The organism is Gracilibacillus orientalis, from assembly GCF_900114645.1.
Taxonomy (GTDB): Bacteria; Bacillota; Bacilli; order Bacillales; family Amphibacillaceae; genus Gracilibacillus; species Gracilibacillus orientalis.
In genome coordinates this window covers 379,766-400,913 of the sequence record NZ_FOTR01000002.1, presented here as the reverse complement: position 1 = coordinate 400,913, position 21,148 = coordinate 379,766, and the positions used below count along the sequence as shown (strand labels likewise).

The following is a 21,148-nucleotide window of genomic DNA, read 5'->3' as shown; positions in this document are numbered from 1 at the left end:
TTATAAACAATGACAGAACAAGCGCTTCATTACCAAGATCATGTGCATCATGATTGGGTCGATTATAACGGCCATATGAATGATGCAGCATATGCGAAAGTATTTAGTTTAGCTGTCGAAGCATTTATGGATACGATTGGACTAAATGCAGATGGTCGTGAACAGCATAGTTATACAATTTTTACGTTAGAAACACATCTTTGTTATTTGCAAGAGGCGCATCAAGATGAACAACTAACCGTGAATGTTCAACTATTAGATATTGATGCCAAACGTCTACACGTTATTTTCTTGATGAAAAATGTAAACGACGATCTGCTTGCAACAAGTGAACAAATGTTAATGGGCATAGATACCGATCAAGAACGACCAGCCCCTTTTCCAGATTCGGTTGCATCGACAGTAGAAGCAATCTGGAATGAGCATAAACAGCTGGAAGCACCGAAACAAATGGGAAGAAAGATCGGTATTAAACGAAAAAAGTAAGACGATAAGGATAGCAAAAGGATAGGAGAATGTTGATGAATAAGATTGAAGTGAATAATGTAACGAAAATCTTTGGCTCTCATCCACAGCAAGGTCTGAAACGTTTAAAAGATGGCGAACAAAAAAGTGAAATCCTTGAAAAAACGGGAATGACAGTTGGTGTCAACCAAGCATCATTTGCAGTGAAACCCGGAGAAATATTCGTTATTATGGGCCTTTCTGGAAGTGGTAAATCAACATTAATACGATTAGTAAATCGGTTGATTGAACCTACAGGTGGAGAAGTATTAATTGATGGAAAAGACATTACCAAAATGGATAAAAATACGCTAATTGATACAAGACGTAAGAAATTAGGTATGGTCTTCCAAAAATTTGGGTTATTACCTCATAAAACAATCTTGAACAATGTAGCTTATGGATTAGAACTCCAAGGTATTAGTAAACAAGAACGAGAGCAAAGAGCGCAAGATACCATTAAAGATGTTGGTCTTAGTGGCTATGAAGATAGCTATCCAAGTCAATTAAGTGGTGGGATGCAACAACGTGTAGGAATTGCTCGTGCACTTGCCAATGATACAGATATCCTTTTGATGGATGAAGCGTTCAGTGCGTTAGACCCGATTATTCGAAAAGAAATGCAAGATGAACTTTTAAAAATTCAAAATAAATTAGGTAAAACCGTATTATTTATTACTCACGATTTAGATGAAGCTTTAAAGCTTGGGGATCGTATTGCAATCATGAAGGATGGAAGAATTGTGCAAACAGGAACATCAGAAGAGATTTTAGAAAATCCAGCTAATGATTATGTCTCCAATTTTGTCAAAGATGTCGATCGTTCCAAAGTCTTAGAAGCGTCCCATGTGATGAAAAAACCAGAAGTATTATTATCGTACAAAGACGGGCCACGTGTTGCGGTAAGAAAGATGGAGGAAGCAGGCATTTCCAGTATCTTTGTTACCGATAAAGAAAAGAACTTTAAAGGTCTGATAACGATTGATGATGCAGTGAAAGCCTATCAGAATAATATTCCAATGGAAGAAGTGCTTATGAACGATAATATTTATTCCACTCCTCCAGATACACCGTTAAATGACTTAATTGGTATTGCTGCTGATGTAAAATATCCAATTGTTATTGTGGAAGATGGAAAACTGTTAGGCATTGTTTCTCGAGTTTCGATACTATCAGGATTAGTGCTTGGGAAAGAGAAAGGTGAGGTGGAATCAACATGAACTATTTCAACTTCCCATTAGAAGATTGGACAAATGAATTTGTCAATGGTTGGTTACTACCAGTCATGAGTGGTTTCTTTGACAAGATTAGTGTTGCGCTTAGTACCTTTATTGAGGGGGTCACTAATCTGATCATTGCGATTCCTCCTGAGGTCATCACCATTGTTCTCATACTATTAGCATGGAAACTCGCAGGAAAAGGAACCGCATTGTTTACCTTAATCGGTTGTATTTACATCGGTTCGGTCGATTTATGGTTTGAAACCATGCAAACTGTTGCGATTGTGATCGTCTCGACGATTATCTCTGTTATATTTGGTGTCCCTGTTGGGATATTAAGTGCCAAAAGTAGTCTGATGGATAAAATTGTTCGTCCGATATTGGACTTTATGCAAACATTACCTATTTTCGTTTATTTAATTCCATCGATTCTATTATTTGGACTAGGTGGTGTGCCAGCGGTTATTGCAACATTCGTATTCGCTGCCCCACCTGCAGTAAGAATGACTAGATTAGGAATTTTACAAGTGCCTGGAGAAGTAGTAGAGGCATCCAAAGCATTTGGTTCCACTTCTAAACAATTACTATTAAAAGTGCAATTACCACTTGCTATACCAACGATTATGGCTGGTATTAACCAAACAATCATGTTGGCACTATCGATGGCTGTTGTTGCTTCGATGATTGGTGCACCAGGACTTGGTTCGATTGTATTATCAGGTATTTCAACCGTTAACGTTGGTCTCGGTTTGATCGGTGGTTTAGCGATTGTTGTGATCGCGATTATTCTAGACCGTATCACACAAGGTATTGGAAATAAATTATAAATTCGACTCTGAGGTTGAAAATAATCACGGAGCTAAAAATGAAAAGGAGCGATAATATGAAAAAAGTAGTATTAAGTATGATGACAGCATTATTAGTAATGTTTATCGTTGGATGTTCCCAACAAGATGAAGAATCGAGTGAAAGTGCAGAAGGTGCAGAAGAGAAACCAACCATTACACTAGGCGTGACTCCATGGACAAGTACCGTGCCTCCTACAGAGATTGCTCAAATCCTTTTAGAAGATATGGGTTATACAGTAGAACAAACACAAGCAGATGCAGGTAGTACGTACATTGGATTGTCACGTGGTGATGTTGATGTATTTATGGACGGATGGTTCCCAGTTCATGATGTCTATATCGAAAAATATAGTGACACAATTGAAGAAACAGCAGTTAGTTATGAAGACGCAGATTCTGGCTTAGTTGTTCCAAGTTATATGGAAGATGTCAATTCCATCGAAGACCTTAAAGGCATGGAAGCTGATATGAATAATGAATTGTATGGTATTGAAGAAGGTGCAAGTGTAACGCAAAATATCGACAAATTAATTGAAGATTATGAACTTGATATGAAACAAGTGAATTCTTCTGAAGGCGGAATGATTGCACAAGCAATGCGTAAAATGGAAAGTGAAGACCCAGTTGTATTCTATGGCTGGAGACCACACACCATGTTCAACAAACTTGATATTAAAATGTTAGAAGACCCTCAAGGTATCTTTGAATCGGCGACTGTTCAAGTAATTACAAATAAAGAATTACAAGAGAAAGCCCCAGATGCTTATGAATTCTTAAGTAATTGGAGTATCCCACTTGATGATGTCGAAGAAATGATTCTTAAAATTGAAGAAGAAGAAATTCCTGCAAAAGAAGTAGCACAAGAGTGGATCGACAACAATCAAGATAAAGTAGACAAAATGCTAGGTGAATAAGTAAAGAAACAAGCGTCTGTGTTGACTGAGTCAGCACAGACCTTGTTTGTATTTAAGAGATTCAAGCTGTTATTAGAACTTATACGTTTCGTTCTCTCATTTGTGAAATTTCATTATTTCACCTCGAGTACTAACTTTTTTATGCAAATTAGTTCGAAAGGAAGGTCAATATGACAACAATCAAACAAGTAATGGTCGAAAAGGAAGTTCCATGTACATTAAGAGATGGCGTAACATTATATGCTAATATCTACCGTCCGCAAGCAAGCGGAGACTATCCTGTATTATTAAGTCGTTTGCCATATAATAAAAATCTCCCAGACTTTTCACATAGATGGATTGATCCGATTCGCACGGCAATGCAAGGCTATATAATCATTATCCAAGATGTTCGAGGGCGTTTTTCATCAGAAGGTGAATTTGAACCTTTTGCTCAAGAGGTAGAAGATGGTTATGACACTGTTGAGTGGGCTGCAAGCTTACCTTACTCCAACGGAAAAGTAGGTATGTTTGGTTTATCTTATTATGCATTTACACAATTATATGCATTAGTAGAACAGCCTTCTGCACTAAAAGCAATCTTCCCAGCCATGACAGGTAACATATTTAAGGAGCCTTTTGGGGAAAATGGTGTACTTTCTTTGGCTTCATCAGAAACCTGGATGCTTGATTCTGTAGCACCTGATTATTTAAAAAGGAAGCTAAGTAGAGAAGAGTATACGGAAGCGATCAAGGAGCTTACCAACGACCTTAATCAGATAGAAGAATGGCATGACTATAAGCCAATTAAAGAGTTGCCAGCAGTTATGAAACATCCAGTGCTCCACGACATTTATCGTAAATATATTGATCAGGAATTCAATAAAAGGGCAATGACGCAAACAGTTGCAAAAAATGTCTCTGATTTCTTGGATATGCCAGCTTATCATCTTGCTGGTTGGTATGATAACTTCTTAAATCAAACGTTAATGAATTATGAACAGATGTGCGCATACAATCCAAATCAAAAATTAATCATTGGTCCATGGGGACATGGAATGGTTGGTTCTGACTTAGGGGAGCGTTCCTTTGGAGTGAATAGTTCCGCTTATTCGATTGATGGTAAAGATGACCTTACGTCACTTCATATTAAATGGTTTAATCATTGGCTAAAAGAAGATAATGATACACTTCAAGACGGCGAAGATCCTGTCAAAGTATTTGTTATGGGTGTTAATGAATGGCGTTCTGAAAAAGAATGGCCCCTACAGCGTACGGAATATACAAACTATTATTTTCATAGTGATGGTCAAGCAAATAATAGGTCTGGTAGATTAACTACTTCCACTCCTACAGATGAGCCGAGCGATCAGTTTACACATGATCCAGCCAATCCGGTACCGACTAAGGGCGGGGGAACATTATTTTATAATGGTAGAAACGCAGGTCCACGCGATCAAAGAGCAATCGAACAACGAGAAGATGTGGTTGTTTATACATCTCCACCATTGGAAGAGTCATTAGAAGTGACAGGTTCAGCAAAAGTTATGTTATGGGCATCCACAGATGCTGTTAATACGGATTTTACAGCCAAATTAGTCGATGTTTTTCCTGATGGAACAGCTTATAATCTAGCAGACGGTATTGTCCGCGCTAAGTATCAAAACGGGGGAAGTTTAAGCGGTGAAATGATCTGTTATGAAATAGACTTATCTCCGACAAGTAATGTATTCTTACCAGGTCATTCAATCCGAATTGATATGGCATCTAGCGATTTTCCACGCTATGACGTGAATCCTAATACAGGTGAGACAACCTTAAATACAGTGGAAATGGTAAAGGCAAAACAAACTGTGTTTCATCAAGCAGAATATCCATCACATGTTATTTTGCCGATTATACCTGACTAATCAACAATGGGGCAGGAGTAATATAACGCCTGCCCAAATATAGGTTGAAGCATTATTTTACCTTAGATGACATCAATGTGTTATCGTATCCTTCTAGGATAATTATTTGAAATAATTAAACAATAAATGAGTATAGAAAAGAGGAACAAGCATTGCATAAAGGATTGTTTGCATTATTAATCGTTATAACAACAAGTTTAATGGGATCTTCGTTTGCGATTGGGAAGATCGGATTAAACTATATATCACCTTTACTGTTGGTAGGGATACGGTTTACACTAGCTGGTATTTTGATGGGGATAATGGTTCGTGTGTTCAAGCGGAATCACCCAAGCACTTTACGAGAATGGGTTCAAATTATGATTATTGGCTTATTCCAAACAGCTGGAGTGATGGGCTTTATCTTTATCAGTATGAGAACAATAACGGCTGGTGAGTCATCTATTTTAACATTCACTAATCCTTTACTTGTCGTTATTTTCGGAACATTGTTTTTAGGAACGAAATATCATTGGACTCAGTGGTTAGGTGTTGTCGTTGGGTTTGTAGGTGTATTTATTACCTTAGGAGCTGATTTGGATGTTCAGCAAATTGGTACTATTTTAGGTTTCTTAAGTGCGGTTTCTTGGGCTATTGCGACATTGTTGATGAATAAATGGGGTTCAACCCTTGATGTATGGGTAATAACTGCCTATCAAATGCTAACTGGTGGACTCTTGTTATTATTAGCGAGTGCCTTATTTGAAAAAGTTGAACTGGTTATTACTTCAAGCTCGATTTTAATCGTATTATGGTTAGCTATTATGGCATCGATTGTGCAATTTGCAGTTTGGTTTTTCTTATTGCAGAAAGAGAATCCAGGCAAGGTAAGTTCGTTTTTATTTCTTGCCCCGCTATTCGGTGTCCTATTTGGCTGGATTTTATTAGATGAACAATTGCATCTGTCCACATTAATAGGTGGCGCGATTATATTAGTTGGCATTTATCTTGTGAATAGACCACAAAGCAGGAACCATCAATAATCTCAGTAATTTATCACGGTGCTAATCGTCCGTAATCCCCCACTGAAGCAAAGTGGGGGATCACGGACAATAACACACACTAATAAGTATTACTAACCTGGCAATGAATCAATAAAACTACAAATGATTGAATGGAACTAAAAATTCTAGTTAAATAGTTATAATCATTTCCTTATTTCATACTCAGTAGATAGGATGTTTAGAAAATACTATATCTTTTTTCTTAATTCTAAGATATTGATTATATTTTTTTAAAAAGTCCTTTTATATAATGTAACTTATCGAACGAAGAATATGTCATTGGCTAAAATGAAAGGGCTTCCATTCAAAAGGCCCTTAAAACTTTGAGGAGGTGGTTTTGGCAAAAACATATCGAATAATTCTGTAGTAGAGGTAACGTTGTGCATCTAGAATTACATATGTGTTTGTGAAAAATTGCTAAAAGGAGGAAGTGGATGAAGACAGTATTAAAAACTTTTATAACTTTAATTTTATTGCTCTCATTTATGCAGAATAATGTTTTTTCAGGAGTTACAGCAGCAGAATCTACAGAAAGCCTACCCTCTCAACCAATAGGATTAACGGCAGAACCACATGACAGTCAGCAGGTTGAGTTAAATTGGATTGCTGGACTAGGAAAACAGATATTGTATGTTGGTACAGGTAATCAAGCTGATGAAATGACCATGAATCATTTTAAATCACTTGGGTTCTCGATTACATTCAAGGAAGATAAAGAAGTAACTGGAGAAGATGCGGCATCTTATGATTTAGTATTTGTTGGTGAATCATCAAACTCATCAAATATAGGTAATAAATTTATCGATGCTTCTGTTCCTGTTGTTTATGCAGAACCATTTGCACTGGATGATGCCTACCTGTCTGAAGCGACTTCCGGATCATTTGGAAGCTATGAAAATCAAGATTCACTTGAAATCAAAACTAGTGATCATTCTTTAGCTGCTGGATTAAGTGATACCGTCAAAGTTTACGATCAGGCAGGTAAAATTAATTATGGTGCCCCTGGTGAAGAGGCAATCACCATTGCCACAGCAGCAGATGATGATAGTAAAGCAACCATTTTCGCATATGAAAAAGGTGCGAAAAATGTAAATGGAGATCCGGTCCCTGCTCGTCAAGTAGCCACGTTTTTATTCGCTGGCCAAGAAGAATATATGACGGAAGAAGGCTGGAAATTGCTAGATCAATCCGTTATGTGGGCGCTAGGTATGGATAATGTTGATCATAATATAACCTATACAATAAAGCGGAGCACAGAGGATGAAGGACCATATGAAGTTGTCGCAACAGATATAACAGAAACCAGTTATATCGATAACGAATTAAAGAATCATACCACGTATTATTATGTGATTTCTGCTGTGAATGCTGCCGCAGAAAGCGAGGATTCAGAACAAGTCAGCGTCACACCAATTGAAATTCCTGATCCACCAGCAGTACCAACAGATTTAACAGCTATTGAGAGAAATAGTCAGGTTGATTTAACTTGGAATGCTGGTGACAGAAAACAGATCTTATTTGTTGGGACAGGTATTCCAGCTGATGACAAAACAATCAATCACCTAGAGTCACTAGGTTTCGACGTATCATTTATCAAAGATAACGAAGTAAGTGGGGAAGACGCGCTTTCCTATGATTTAGTGTTTGTTGGTGAATCATCAGGGTCTGCCTATATTGGCAAAAAGTTCATGGATTCATCAGTTCCTGTTGTCTATGCAGAACCTTATGCACTAGATGATGTTCAGTTAAGTGAAGCGGAATCCGGAATGTTTGGAAGCTACGAGAATCAGGAATCTATTACTATTCATGATAGCGAGCATCCATTAGCTGCAGGATTAAGTGGTACGATTAACGTTTATGATCAGACTGGAAAAGTCAATTTTGGTTCACCTGGTGAAGAGGCAATTACCATTGCCACTGCAGCAGATGATGATAGTAAAGCAACCATTTTTGCTTACGAAAAAGGAGCGAAAAATGTAAATGGAGACCCAGTTCCAGCTCGTCAAGTAGCGACGTTTTTATTTGCAGGCCAAGAAGACGTTATGACAGAAGATGGTTGGAAGTTGATTGATACTTCCGTAAAATGGGCGCTTGGTATGGAAGATAAGTACACTTATAAAGAGAGTTATAATGTTAAACGTAGTACAACGGAAGAAGGTCCTTATGAGACAATCGCTGAAAATATTGAGAAAATGACATTTCGTGATACGGAATTAGAAAATGACCAGCGTTATTATTATGTTGTCTCAGCCGAAAATATTGGTGGGGAAGGTAATGATTCAAGTGAAGTAAGTGCGTTACCTGTAGCTCCGTTACAAGCTCCAACTGATTTGTCGGCAAGTAATGGTAATGAAGAGGTAACTATTAGTTGGGAACCAGTGGATGGCGCAACCACGTACCAAGTCCTACGAAGTAAAGAGAAGGGAATGTCCTATGAGGTAATTGAAAATGCAGCAACGGAAACAGAATACACAGATACTGATTTAACAGAAGGTGAAACGTATTATTATGTTGTATCTGCTAAGAGTGAAACTTCTCAAAGTGCTAACTCCGATCCTGTAAGAGGGGTTGCTATTCCGCAAAGTGGGGTACCAGCGATTCCAAATGGAATAGAAGCAACAGCTGGCGATGGACAGGTTGTCTTAACTTGGCCTTCTGTTAGTGGAGCTGACGCATATAACATTAAGCGTGGTTCATTTGGCAGTGGTGAATATGAAGTCATTGCTTCAGATGTGTCTCTTACAAGTTATCAAGATGCAGGCATAACCAATGGTGAAACCTATGATTATGTTATTTCCGCTGTAAACGACAGTGGGGAAAGTGTAGACTCTGAACCATTAGCTGTTACACCTACTAAAGTGACGGTTGTAGCAAAAGAAGGTGGAGACTTTAGTACTGTGCAAGAAGCTATTGATGCTGCGCCAGATGATAGCTCTAATCGTCATGTCATCTACATTAAAGATGGGGAGTATCGCGAGAAATTGACAGTACCAGAGAGTAAAACAAACCTTAGTTTTGTAGGTGAAAGTAAAGAAGGTACCGTCCTTGTATATGATGATAACGCAAATACAACAGGACCAGATGGCAATCCATTAGGTACTTCAAAAAGTTCAAGCGTTTTTATCTATGCAGATGATTTTATTGCAAAAAATTTAACCATTGAAAATGATTCTGGTCAAGGGACAGGACAAGCGGTAGCTGCTTATGTTGCAGGAAATCGCGCCTACTTTGAGAACGTCATGTTTTTAGGTTATCAGGATACGTTGTATACCCACTCTGGAAGCCAGTATTATAAAAACTGTTATATTGAAGGTGATGTTGATTTCATCTTTGGTGGAGCGACAGCGGTTTTTGATAATTGTCAAATCCATAGCAATCGAGACGGAAGCATGTTAACAGCTGCAAGTACACCACAAGAGAATCCGTTTGGTTATGTCTTCCTAAATTCTGAAATCACCTCAGATGAAGGAATAGAAGACGTGCGCTTTGGTAGACCTTGGCGTCCATATTCAGCTGTTTCCTTTATCAATACAGCAATGGATGCATCCATTGCTTCTGATGGTTGGGATAACTGGGGAGAGCAGGCGAACGAGGAAACAGCAAGATATTCAGAATACAATAGTTCAGGTCCAGGGTCCAATCCAAAAATGCGTGATTCTTGGACAAAGCAATTAACTCCGGAAGAAGCGAATCAATACACTGTCCAAAATGTGTTCCAAAAGTCAGACGGTTGGAATCCAACTAGAATTGGGGTCATTCCGTTATCAGCGATATCAGCACCGATGATTTTGCTTGATCAGCAAGATGCAATTGTAAATAAGTCAAGCTTTACTATTTCGGGTAAAGTAGACAAGGAAGCAACTGTTTATGTAGATGACAAGGAAATTCCTGTAGAAGAGGACTTAAGTTTTAGTGTGAAAGTTGAACTAGAATCAGGACTAAATACATTTACTGTGGAGGCAGTTGATTCAGATGGTAATCAATCGGTACCTACTATCTTAAAAGTTGATTACGATCACGAAAAACCTGTTATAACGGTAGATGACCTTGATGGAGAGGAAAAAGGGAATCACTATAATGTTATGTATAATCCTTTCCCGATTACAGGTATGCTTAATGAAGCAGGAAGTTTAAAGATAAATGGTGAGGAAATAGCATTATCGGATGATTTAGTATTTAGTTCAGAGATAGATCTTGAATCAGGATTAAATAAAGTAACCATTACGGCTGTCGATCGTGCTGGAAATGAATCCGACCCTGTAACGGTTAATCTTGTACCAAAAGGAAGTTCAGTTCCGGACGGGCCAATAAAAATCTTACAAAGTGAAGTTATAAGCTCGAATACGGTGGAAGTAACATTTAATAGTAAGCTCAAAAACTTCGATTCTAGTGATATTGAATTACAGTTGGCAATGAACAGTTGGGAAGATCTTGACCCTGGTCTTGAATCAAACGTAACTGTAGAAAATATCTCAACTAGAATTAACAAAGATAAACAAACAGTAGCGGTTATCGAAACGAAGGAGTCATTTAAAGAGGATGGAACGATAGATAAACCAATACAAGAAGATCCTAATAATATTCCATACCTAAATGCTCCTTATTATACCGGAGATAGAGCGAATGATATAAAACAAGCTGATGCATTATTATCTTGGCAAATGGATCATGGCGGATGGTATAAAAATATGGAAGATAAATATAATCGTCCTTGGGATGGCGAAGAACCCAAGTCCGAAATGTACGATCCTGAACATGGTGAACTAGGTGTTATAGATAATAATGCAACAACAAATGAAATTCTCTTCCTAGCTCTCATGTATAACGAAACGGGTGACTCTCGATATAAAGAATCAGTTTTGAATGGAATTAACTATTTACTTGAAGCTCAATATGATACTGGTGGTTGGCCACAAGCATACCCTGCAAGAGGCAACTATTCGGATTATGCAACGTATAATGATAATGCGATGATTCGCGTTATGAATGTGTTAACCATGGTCTCACAAAAGGAGTATCCATTTAATACAGATATCGTTACGGAAGGTATTTCAGAACAGGTAGATGGGTCATTAGATCTTGGGGTAGAGTATATATTGAAATCTCAAATTACGGTAGATGGTGTATTAACGGCATGGTGTGCACAACATGATCCTGTAACGTATGAACCAAAGGAAGCTCGTTCTTATGAACATCCATCCATTTCAGGTTCAGAGTCAGTAGGAATTGTACAGTATCTCATGTCATTGCCTAATCCTTCAAATGAAGTGCAGGCCGCAATTGATGGTGCCTTAAGCTGGTTTGAAGAGGCTAAAGTTGAAGGCATAAAATACGTATCTGCTGATCCTGAAGGTCAATATTTTTACTCTGACTCAACAACTAACACCTGGTACCGCTTCTATGAAATTGGCACGAACCGACCTATTTTTTCTGGAAGAGATGGTGTTATCAAGCATGAGATTCTAGAAATTGAGCAGGAAAGAAGAGATGGTTACCGCTGGGCAGGAGAATGGCCACAAAAAATACTGGATATAGCGAATTCAACAGGTTATTACGAAGACCGCGTCTATCTAAAAGTGGTTGGTGAAAACTCACAAAATGCCGCAGGTGAAACATTGGAAAAAGGAAATCTATATAGAGTCGAATCTGCTAACTCGTCAAAATAACGACGTTGTTTATCTAGGTCATAAATAGCCTTAGCCCATATTGGGGTAAGGCTATTTTATATCTTTAGGGATTAACATTTGAACGCACACATAAATCCTCTCCAGTTTCATATAAATGAATCATAATAGGCTGGGGGGAATGATGATGACAGATGCATTTGATATGGAACAATCCTTTGAACTATCAGAGGATATATTAAAGAAATACTATGAATTAAATATCGAGAAAAAAGAATTAGAGAAAGAAATGAATCAAATTAAAAAGCAAATTCACCACTACCTGGATGAAACTTTTGGAAAAGAACAAAAAGGTGAAGTGAAACAAGGGAAATATAAGGCACAGCGTGTGATTCGCTCTTCTGTGTACTACGATGATGAGATGACGGTACAAAAGTTAGAGGAATTAAATTTAGAAGATTTTATCTTGCTGGTAAAACAACCAGATACTGAAAAACTAGAAGCTGCAATGAGAATAGATTTAGTCAAAGAAGAAGAGTTTGAGAATTGTAAAACGAATAAGCAATCTCAAGCCATAACAGTTAAGGAATTAAGTTTATGAATATAGAAAAAAGTTTGGTTTCCACTATCCAAACTTTTTTTATAGGATCAATAACCTGCAGTGGCTCTTACATAAGAATAATGTGTAGGCCATTAAAAAGGGGAGAAGCAACGTATTCCATTTCTCTACTTCCACTTTCAAAAGCTATAAAAACTAATATAGAGAAAACTGCACACATTGTCGGTCAATTGATGTGCAGTTCAACTTCAGGTTTATGTTTACAAAATTTATTCATCTTTATTATTTTTAGATCGTCTTTCTCCTAATTCATCCGATATTTCTGTCTGGTATTGAAGATTTCTATTTGCGGGGCTGTCGGTGTCATTAGGCAAAGTCTGATTAGCCAAATAGCGATGGAAGAACGTTTCAAACAAACCTACTCCTATTGCAGCAATCAAAGAAGCGGTAAAAACATTATCAGCTACAGTCATACCATCAGCAAACCAATAAATAATCATCCATGCTAAGAAAAAGTCTGCAACTGTTGCTACCGCATTATTTGTTCTTGGCAGTATAAGCATGTCACCGATAAGATAAGCAGCTATTCCTAACACTGCAGTTAACAGTAAAACTTCTCCGAAGGTCATTTCATACATTAATCCAAGAATAAGATATAGAAGACCTAGAGTAGCTAAAAACTTTATCAACAAAGCTCTAAAATGCTTCATAAGTATTCCTCCTTTCTGTCTATCACGGTGCTAATCGTCTTCTCATTTTATATTGTTGATTGCTTTTAAAAAATTATACCTTTCTAAGTAATAATATTTGCTTGGAGCTTATTGCCAACAAATTTAGGATTCAGTCATTCCTTAACGAGAAGAACGTTATAATGTGCTTACCATTGATTTAGTTGGTTATCGAGCGTAAATAGGCAGAATATATAATAATAACTAATTAGTTTGGAATATCTAAATACTCTTTCTCATCTGAACAGGATTTTTTTGTTTGTTACTTCTTCCTTGGAATTCCCGTTCTCTTCCTTGGAAAAGTGCTCCGCTTCCTTGGAATTATCTTTCTCTTCCTTGGAAATGTGCTGCTGTTCCTTGGAAATACCCATTTTTCCAAGGAAGAATGATACTTTTCCAAGGAACAATAAACACGAACATCAAATTTCTAATTCGAGTACTTCTGCTTAGCTTAAGTGCTTGAGAGTTACGCTTTATAGGCACAAACGATCCATCGCTATGGAGCTTTAGGTATACTCAATGTATAATTCATCAACTTTAAAATATCATATATAAGTGAAAATGTAGTTATTAGTGAAACATCTATGGAGTAACAAACGTAATCATCTAGAAGAGGAAAAGAAAAAGGAGGAAATACATATGAATCAAAAGCGTTGGATCGCATTGATTGTTGCAGCGGTACTTTTCTTAGCTTCCATTGGTTTTCAGGTTTTATCAAGCGTGGCAACTACTGATTTTGAAAGCATGTTTAATTTTCAAGATCCGGAAGATAAATTCGGTGAAAAAGTGGTTGAGAAGGGATCAAGTGCCAATAAAATTGCAGTACTTCATTTAGATGGGGTTATTCAAGACACAACACCAAGCACGGTATTTAATACCAATTCCTATAATCATCAACGCTTTTTAGATATGCTCGACAAAGCTGGTGAAGATAATCGAGTCAACGGTATTATCTTACGTGTTAATACACCAGGTGGTGGAGTAGTAGAAAGTGATCAAATTCATGATAAGATATTGGAAATTCAAGAGAAATACGAAAAACCAATCTATGTATCAATGGGCAATACCGCTGCATCAGGTGGATATTATATTGCGGCGCCAGCTGATAAAATTGTTGCGCATAATGCCACATTGACTGGTTCTATCGGTGTGATTATGGAAAGCTTCAATTTTGCTGAATTTGCTGATGAACAGGGTATCGACTTTAACACGATCAAGAGTGGTGAATATAAGGATATCATGTCCATGTCGCGTAAAATGACAGATGATGAACGAGAGATACTACAAGCAATGATTGATGATATGTATGCTGATTTTGTTGAAGTTATTGTGGATGGCAGGGACATGTCAGAGGACCGTGTACGTGAATTAGGTGATGGTCGAGTATATACAGGTGCGCAAGCCCAGGAGGTTGAACTCGTTGATGAACTTGGTTCGTTGGATGATACGATAGAAATGATGAGGGAAGACCAGGAACTAGGAAATGCTCAAGTCATTGAATATGAACCTGGCATGAACATTAATAAGTGGATTGGCGGATCTGTTCAAAGTATGTTTGGCTCAGAATCAGACTTAATTGGTATCAAAGATTTGCTACGAGAAAATAATGCGCCGCGTGCCATGTATCTCTATTCACAATAAGGAGGTGTCGGAATGACTGAAGAACAAATGAAATATCCTTCAACAACAACAACGAAAAAGCGATATGCAGGATTTTGGATGCGATTTTGGGCATACCTCGTTGACTTAATTATTGTATTCAGTATTAACGGCATCTTGCTTTTGCCATTTAAATTTATGAATGATGGTTTTAGTATGGAATTTGGATATTGGACAGTTACAGGGATTATTGGTTCTATTGTTTTTTATCTGTACTTTTTGTTGATGACCAAGTTCTTTAATCAGACATTAGGTAAAATGATTTTTGGTTTAAGAGTTATTCGTGCGGATAGTAAATCACTTAGGTGGAGTGATCTAATCTTTCGAGAGGTAGTCGGAAGGTTCATTCACCGCGTGTTTTTTATCGCCGTATTTTTGTACCTGTTTGTTGCATTTACGACACAGAAGCAAGGTATTCATGACATGATTGGTAATACACGAGTTGTGATTGAAGAATAATCATATATAAAAAAAGTGCCTGTCACCTAAGCGATTTTACTCGCTACAAGTGACAGGCACTTTTTTTAAAATGTTAGGTGTCTCACCTCTTTGAATGGCACTATAAAGCGTCTTTTTTTATGAAACTTAATACAAGACCGAGAATACCACCCACAATTGCTGGAACAATCCAACCTAATCCAACAGTATATAAAGGAAGTACAGCAGTAAAGAATTCGTTCAGAACTTGTATGTTTATACCTGCTGCATTCAGTCCATCAAATAAGGCTATAATAAATGTGAATAGAATACTTAGTTGATATACTTCTTTTCTTCCTTTGAAAAGAGGATGCAAGAAGGTTAAAACCATTAAGCACATTGCCAGTGGATAAAGCATAGATAAGACTGGCACAGAAAATTCGATAATTGTAGATAACCCAAAGTTTGAAATGACCGCACTAAACAATGTGAAAATTATCGCCCATATTTTATAGGAGACATTTGGCACAATTTTATTAAAGTAGGACGCACAGGCTGTAATTAACCCGATACTGGTAGTTAAACATGCAGCTACCACAATAAATCCAAGAATTATTTTCCCGTATGCTCCAAAATAGAATGCAGATGTTGCCGCTAAAATCGCACCGCCATTATCCATATATCCAATGCCATTTACACTGATTGCTCCAAGATAGGCAAGGGAAGAGTAGACAATAGCTAAAAGTAATGCTGCAATAAGTGCAGCTTTCATTGTAGAAACCAGAAGTTCTTTTTTTGATATGGAGCCTTGGTCTTTCATGGTATTAATAATGATAATCCCAAAAACAAACGCCGCCAATACATCCATTGTTAAATACCCTTCTTGAAACCCTTTGAAGAAACTGTTTGCCATATAGGCTTGAGTTGGTTCTTGAATAGTACCAATGGGATTAAAGAAGGCTGCTAAGATTAATAACGCAATAACAATTAACAGTAGTGGTGTTAGTATTTTACCAATAATATCTACGAGCTTTTTAGATTGTAACGAGAAATATAAAGATAAACCAAAGAAAATAATAGTAAAGATAAGCAGTGACCAATTGCTTGATTTATCCTCCAAAAACGGCATAATCCCCATCTCATAAGCAACTGTATTTGTTCTTGGCAATGCAAATAACGGACCAATTGTTAAATACAGTGCAACAGTAAAAATGAGACCGTACAATGGATGAATTTGACTTGCCAGTGATTGTAAATTACTTTTGCCTGAAATGCCTAGAGCTAAGACAGCAAGTACCGGCAATCCGACGCCAGTAATGATAAAACCAAGGTTTGCTAAAAATAGATTTTCTCCTGCAGCTTGTCCTAATTGTGGTGGGAAAATGAGATTTCCTGCCCCAAAAAACAGAGCAAATAACATAAAACCTACTGTGATGACACTTACTGAATTACGTGATGACATACTAAACCTCCGTTATTTATTATGTGGAATGTCATATAAAAGCTAAATGGTAGGCTTTGTGTCGACATACTTCGTCAAAAAATACAGGATATCATGTAATCTACTGAAAAGCAATCAATTTTAGATAGATAGTTTCTAGTTGAGTTAACCTCAGATGAGTTTTTAATGAACTACTGGCAACTATCATTAAATAAGAGTATCACAATTTTTATGGGGTATTATGTTAAAATAAACAGAAGTTGTCATAAAGGTAAGGAGTGGGGGAAAGTATGATTGCTTTTGTTAGTATTTTAGTATATATTATCGTTCTTTTTAGTTTGTCTACACTGTTGTTCTTTTCTTTGACTTTTGTATTGGGAACGCAAGAACCTATGATTGCATTTCTTTTAACTTTAATTGCAGCGCATTTGCTATTAAATACTTTAGGGGGTTTAAGAAAGGTGAACAAATACTGATAAAATTTATGAACTTCACCAAAAGTAGTTTAAAGTAGATATGCCAGACAAACCTAAAAAAATAGGTGGTCTGGCACTTTTGTTTTAGATAATGTTCGTCAAATCTGATTGCTAGGCAGCAGTTAGATTTTTTGTATTGTCTGTAGTATGTTTCTCACTTCTCATGATCATTGCTCCAATAATAACAAAAGCTAAAATAATGAACGATAATACGACATAGCCTTGTTGAAAACCAACAAGATTGTATAAGTAACCCATTACAACTGAGAAGATAGAGATACCGATCTGTTTTGCAAAATTAAATCCAAGCATATATACGGTAGCTGATAAACGTACATCAAATACACTAGTAATATATTTCATAATAGAAACGAGCATTAATGGCATCTCAATAGCCGCTAGTAGTCTCCAGGTTGCTAACATCCAAATTTCCGTGAAGAATGCTGATCCTATTACACGGATAAACAATACTATCCCAGCTAGAATTAGACCATTTTTAGCACCAATTTTATTGATAAACCATGGCGCTAAAATCATAAATCCAGCTTCAAGGAATACTTGTACAGAAGCTATTCGGCTGAAAACGAGCTCACCTCTAGATGAATCATTGAAAAAGCTTGCAAAATAATTTGGGAACTGTTGATCGAAAACATCAAACATGGTTGCAATACCGATCATCATAATACAAAATCCCCAAAAGCTTCGATTTTTAAATACGTTGATAATATTTTCTTTCGTTACAGGTGTTTCTTCTTCTTCTGTTGTTTCTGATGCTTGATCTGTAGTCTTATCCTCTTTCTTTACGCGAAGAGTCCATAAAAGAACACCAAGTATAATCGCAGATATCGTACAAGCCCAAAAAATACTATAAGGGTTTTTAACAAACATAATACCGCCGATAAAAGCTGCGGTACCACCTGCAAGTGAACCGAACAAACGCACATGCCCATATTCATAATTGTTTTCACGTGTGGAACGCTCAATATATGCCTCTACGACACCGACACCGCCATTTAAACACAAACTAAGATATGCCCCACCAACAATTGCACCAAAGATTGCATTAATTTGCAGTAAGGGGATAAAAGCAAACTGAACAAATGGTCCAATAAATAAAAGACATAAAACAACAAAACCAAATAAATATTTCTTCAGTCCTAGTTTATCCTGAATGACTCCATAAATCGGTTCCAAAACTAGAGCAGTTATCGCCATAGCGGAGAATACTAAACCGGAAACACTCGTATCAAGTTGAGCTGTTTTATTTAACCAAAAAGGTAAAAAGGCGAATATGAGCGCCCATATCATGAAATAGAAATAATACATTCCCCCAAAATTCCAAAATTTTAGCTGTTTTACATTATTCATTGTTGTCTACTCCTTTTATTATAAAACTTCTGGTGTTTGCGGTGTCCATCTTTCATCTGGAACTGGTTTACCGAAAACAGGATTTCCTTTTTCATTCCACTCGATTTTTTGTGCTCTAGCTTGACGATTTGGTTCATAGAGCGGATCTCCAACCAAATGAGTATAGTTGCGTGCGTGATAAACTAAAATCGTATCTTTTCCGTCTTCAGATTCTGTAAAACAGTTATGACCCGGCCCATATTGCTTGTTTTCGGAACAACTTTGGAAAACAGGTTCTTGGCTTTTTGTCCATGAATTCGGATTCAAAAGATCGTCATTTTCATTTGCAGTCAATATTCCCATACAATAGTCTACGCCAGTAGCACTTCCAGAATAGGTTATGAACACCTTTTCATTCTTTATTAAAACTGCAGGACCTTCATTTACCCAAAATCCTTTAATTTCCCATGAAAGTTCAGGTTTGGTTAGCATCACTGGTTTTGTTTTTAATGTCCAAGGGTTCTCCATCTTTGCAATATATAGATTTGAATGCCCTTTAATATTTAAATCTTGTTGTGCCCATACGTAATACTGCTCATCATTATGGAAGAAGATTGTGGCATCTAATGCGAACGTTGACATTCCTGTTTTGACTTCACCTTTTTCAATCCAATTTCCTTCCATTGGATTTTCTGATGCATTTTCAAGAACGTACATTCTGTGATTGAATGTATCATCATCAATATTTGTATCAGGTGCTGCAGCGAAATAAATATACCATTTACCATTGGCGCGATGAATTTCAGGTGCCCAAATCAGTTCACTTAATGGACCGCTTTCATGTTTCCACCAAATAGCAACTTCTTCTGCATCATTCAAGTCATTTAATGTTTTTGCTCTCCTAAGTACGATGCGATCATATATAGGGTGAGACCCTGTAAAATAGTAATAACCGTCCGAATGTTTATACACAAAAGGATCAGCGCGTTGTAATACGATTGGATTCATAATTTCTTTTTGCATATGTACACCTCTCATTAATGTTTTCTAACTCACATTAAGGAATAATACTACTTATACGTATAAGTGTCAAATGAATAATCTGAAAAGTTGTTTAATTAATGTTGTTAATTACAAGGGATCTGTTAGTTGTGTACTAGATTAAAACACTGCAATAGATAGTTTTTAAAGTGTTCCTTACTTCTTTGGTTTCTTGATAAATATATTATATTGGTATGGTTTTATTGGAAACGCTTTAAAAATATGTACGAACAAAAATAATAGTTTTTGGGGACGATAAGATAAATTACCAAATATCCCCTGTAATTGCTATAATAGAAGATATAACGATGTATTATAGGAAGGACATCTTGGCTGTGAATATGAATGTGATAAAAAAGGAGAATGTACATGGAGAAAACAGAACAAGTCATACAGAATTTTGCGCAGTTTAGTAAGTGGGTTCAGTCTTTAATGAAAGTAGAGGATAACCTACTTTTTGAACCTATTAAAAAAGGAAAATGGTCCTCAGCAGAAATTATTAGCCATATTATCTATTGGGACCGTTACATGTTACAAGATGTAATACCCAAAATGACTTCTGGAGCAAATATTGAAAGTGTTAGATTTGAAGTCATCAATCAACCTGCTTCCGAATATGCTCTATCCGGTGTTACAAAAGAACAATTAATAAGAGAGCAGACCGAGGCAAGGAGTCAATTAATTCTAGCACTAAAAGAAAAATCAGAGGAAGAGTTTTTCGCTACGTTTTCCTTAAATGGCGAAAAGATAGACCAATACTCAGGCTATCCTCATTCACTTTTTAATTATATAAGTGCTTTCGTTTGGCATGATAACCATCATAAAGAGCAGATAGAAGCGTTTTTAGGGAAATCATCAGAGAAAGGATGAGTTTCAAAATGAAATATTTAAGAAATCTCTATATTGTAATGGTGATAATAGTGTTTGTTAATTTAACAAGTGAATTTATTTTTAACGGAGATTATGCAGGCATTGCAAGCTGGATCATAGTTATGTTATTTCTTTTTGGAACAATATTTTATTCTATGGCAAGGTATTACCTAACGGAGAAGTAATTTTTTTGATTCAAGCAGAGTAGATCTCTGTATATTAACTATGCTTTGCTGTATTTGATTTTCCAAATATTTGCTAGTATACTAAAACTGAAACTAAATAACTCAATCATTCGACTAGGGGAGCATGTAGATGCTGAGAGAGGAATTCGACCCTTTGAACCTGATCTAGTTAAAACTAGCGTAGGGAAGTGGAATTGGTAGTCATATAGATTTTCTTATTCTGTATATTACTAAACCCATCTCCTTACATTGGTGATGGGTTTTTGTTATGGCATTGTTACGAGTTTACTGGCAACTTACGTGATTTTACTATCAACTTTTAAGATTTACTGGCAACTTACGTGATTTTACTATCAACTTCTAGATTTACTGGCAACTTACGT

General features: G+C 36.7%; 15 protein-coding genes and 1 riboswitch. Of the genes, 11 read left to right on the top strand and 4 right to left on the bottom strand.

From position 1 onward, the window contains the following. The first annotated feature begins 9 nt into the window (after positions 1 to 9). From BM121_RS05380 to BM121_RS05345, 8 genes are all read left to right on the top strand, one after another. Positions 10 to 486 (top strand): thioesterase family protein, encoded by a 477-nt coding sequence (locus BM121_RS05380; RefSeq protein WP_091482160.1) that lies wholly within the window; start codon positions 10 to 12, stop codon positions 484 to 486. 35 nt (positions 487 to 521) lie between these two features. Further along, positions 522 to 1,724 (top strand): quaternary amine ABC transporter ATP-binding protein, encoded by a 1,203-nt coding sequence (locus tag BM121_RS05375; protein WP_091482158.1) that lies wholly within the window; start codon positions 522 to 524, stop codon positions 1,722 to 1,724. Further along, entirely contained in the window at positions 1,721 to 2,551 is an 831-nt protein-coding gene (locus BM121_RS05370; protein ID WP_091482156.1) for an ABC transporter permease, read from the top strand. The genes BM121_RS05375 and BM121_RS05370 overlap by 4 nt, the downstream gene beginning before the upstream one ends. Before the next feature lie 56 nt (positions 2,552 to 2,607). Beyond that, the gene (locus BM121_RS05365; RefSeq protein ID WP_091482154.1) at positions 2,608 to 3,486 is read left to right on the top strand and encodes a glycine betaine ABC transporter substrate-binding protein; all 879 of its coding nucleotides are present in this window, start codon (positions 2,608 to 2,610) and stop codon (positions 3,484 to 3,486) included. 170 nt (positions 3,487 to 3,656) lie between these two features. Next, positions 3,657 to 5,375 carry a CocE/NonD family hydrolase gene (locus BM121_RS05360; protein WP_091482152.1) on the top strand — a complete coding sequence of 573 codons (1,719 nt, stop codon included), beginning with the start codon at positions 3,657 to 3,659 and terminating at the stop codon, positions 5,373 to 5,375. 152 nt (positions 5,376 to 5,527) lie between these two features. Further along, positions 5,528 to 6,397, top strand: coding sequence for a DMT family transporter (locus BM121_RS05355; protein WP_091482150.1), 870 nt, complete (start codon positions 5,528 to 5,530; stop codon positions 6,395 to 6,397). Positions 6,398 to 6,852: 455 nt separating this feature from the next. Then, positions 6,853 to 12,084 carry a pectate lyase gene (gene pelA, locus BM121_RS05350; protein ID WP_091482148.1) on the top strand — a complete coding sequence of 1,744 codons (5,232 nt, stop codon included), beginning with the start codon at positions 6,853 to 6,855 and terminating at the stop codon, positions 12,082 to 12,084. Positions 12,085 to 12,229: 145 nt separating this feature from the next. Then, a complete protein-coding gene (locus BM121_RS05345) occupies positions 12,230 to 12,643 on the top strand; it encodes a hypothetical protein (protein WP_091482146.1) in 414 nt (137 codons plus the stop codon). 227 nt (positions 12,644 to 12,870) lie between these two features. Here the strand turns inward: BM121_RS05345 and BM121_RS05340 are convergent, their stop codons facing one another. Then, on the bottom strand, positions 12,871 to 13,311 hold the full coding sequence (locus BM121_RS05340) for a YndM family protein (RefSeq protein WP_091482144.1): 441 nt from the start codon (positions 13,309 to 13,311) through the stop codon (positions 12,871 to 12,873). A gap of 657 nt (positions 13,312 to 13,968) precedes the next feature. Between BM121_RS05340 and sppA the strand changes: the two genes are divergently transcribed. Together sppA and BM121_RS05330 are read left to right on the top strand one after the other, a co-directional pair. Continuing rightward, positions 13,969 to 14,970 (top strand): signal peptide peptidase SppA, encoded by a 1,002-nt coding sequence (gene sppA, locus BM121_RS05335; RefSeq protein ID WP_091482142.1) that lies wholly within the window; start codon positions 13,969 to 13,971, stop codon positions 14,968 to 14,970. Between the two features lie 12 nt (positions 14,971 to 14,982). Then, the gene (locus tag BM121_RS05330; RefSeq protein WP_091482140.1) at positions 14,983 to 15,447 is read left to right on the top strand and encodes an RDD family protein; all 465 of its coding nucleotides are present in this window, start codon (positions 14,983 to 14,985) and stop codon (positions 15,445 to 15,447) included. Between the two features lie 100 nt (positions 15,448 to 15,547). Here BM121_RS05330 and brnQ read toward each other — a convergent pair whose 3' ends face one another. The 3 genes from brnQ to BM121_RS05310 all read right to left on the bottom strand — a co-directional run bounded on the left by brnQ (position 15,548) and on the right by BM121_RS05310 (position 19,692). Next, the gene (gene brnQ, locus BM121_RS05325) at positions 15,548 to 16,867 is read right to left on the bottom strand and encodes a branched-chain amino acid transport system II carrier protein (protein ID WP_091482139.1); all 1,320 of its coding nucleotides are present in this window, start codon (positions 16,865 to 16,867) and stop codon (positions 15,548 to 15,550) included. A gap of 566 nt (positions 16,868 to 17,433) precedes the next feature. Beyond that, on the bottom strand, positions 17,434 to 18,690 hold the full coding sequence (locus BM121_RS05315; RefSeq protein ID WP_091482135.1) for an oligosaccharide MFS transporter: 1,257 nt from the start codon (positions 18,688 to 18,690) through the stop codon (positions 17,434 to 17,436). 18 nt (positions 18,691 to 18,708) lie between these two features. Then, positions 18,709 to 19,692 (bottom strand): glycoside hydrolase family 43 protein, encoded by a 984-nt coding sequence (locus BM121_RS05310; RefSeq protein ID WP_091482132.1) that lies wholly within the window; start codon positions 19,690 to 19,692, stop codon positions 18,709 to 18,711. Between the two features lie 387 nt (positions 19,693 to 20,079). Here BM121_RS05310 and BM121_RS05305 point away from each other — a divergent pair, with 387 nt between their 5' ends. Further along, entirely contained in the window at positions 20,080 to 20,580 is a 501-nt protein-coding gene (locus tag BM121_RS05305; protein ID WP_091482129.1) for a DinB family protein, read from the top strand. A gap of 291 nt (positions 20,581 to 20,871) precedes the next feature. Continuing rightward, positions 20,872 to 20,969: riboswitch (TPP riboswitch) on the top strand. Positions 20,970 to 21,148: the final 179 nt, after the last annotated feature.

Bases quoted from the DNA above. Each gene is read 5' to 3' on its own strand.
- BM121_RS05380 (WP_091482160.1), top strand. From the start codon at position 10: ATGACAGAACAAGCGCTTCATTACCAAGATCATGTGCATCATGATTGG.
- BM121_RS05375 (WP_091482158.1), top strand. From the start codon at position 522: ATGAATAAGATTGAAGTGAATAATGTAACGAAAATCTTTGGCTCTCAT.
- BM121_RS05370 (WP_091482156.1), top strand. From the start codon at position 1,721: ATGAACTATTTCAACTTCCCATTAGAAGATTGGACAAATGAATTTGTC.
- BM121_RS05365 (WP_091482154.1), top strand. From the start codon at position 2,608: ATGAAAAAAGTAGTATTAAGTATGATGACAGCATTATTAGTAATGTTT.
- BM121_RS05360 (WP_091482152.1), top strand. From the start codon at position 3,657: ATGACAACAATCAAACAAGTAATGGTCGAAAAGGAAGTTCCATGTACA.
- pelA (WP_091482148.1), top strand. From the start codon at position 6,853: ATGAAGACAGTATTAAAAACTTTTATAACTTTAATTTTATTGCTCTCA.
- BM121_RS05345 (WP_091482146.1), top strand. From the start codon at position 12,230: ATGACAGATGCATTTGATATGGAACAATCCTTTGAACTATCAGAGGAT.
- BM121_RS05340 (WP_091482144.1), bottom strand. From the start codon at position 13,311: ATGAAGCATTTTAGAGCTTTGTTGATAAAGTTTTTAGCTACTCTAGGT.
- sppA (WP_091482142.1), top strand. From the start codon at position 13,969: ATGAATCAAAAGCGTTGGATCGCATTGATTGTTGCAGCGGTACTTTTC.
- BM121_RS05330 (WP_091482140.1), top strand. From the start codon at position 14,983: ATGACTGAAGAACAAATGAAATATCCTTCAACAACAACAACGAAAAAG.
- brnQ (WP_091482139.1), bottom strand. From the start codon at position 16,867: ATGTCATCACGTAATTCAGTAAGTGTCATCACAGTAGGTTTTATGTTA.
- BM121_RS05315 (WP_091482135.1), bottom strand. From the start codon at position 18,690: ATGAATAATGTAAAACAGCTAAAATTTTGGAATTTTGGGGGAATGTAT.
- BM121_RS05310 (WP_091482132.1), bottom strand. From the start codon at position 19,692: ATGCAAAAAGAAATTATGAATCCAATCGTATTACAACGCGCTGATCCT.
- BM121_RS05305 (WP_091482129.1), top strand. From the start codon at position 20,080: ATGGAGAAAACAGAACAAGTCATACAGAATTTTGCGCAGTTTAGTAAG.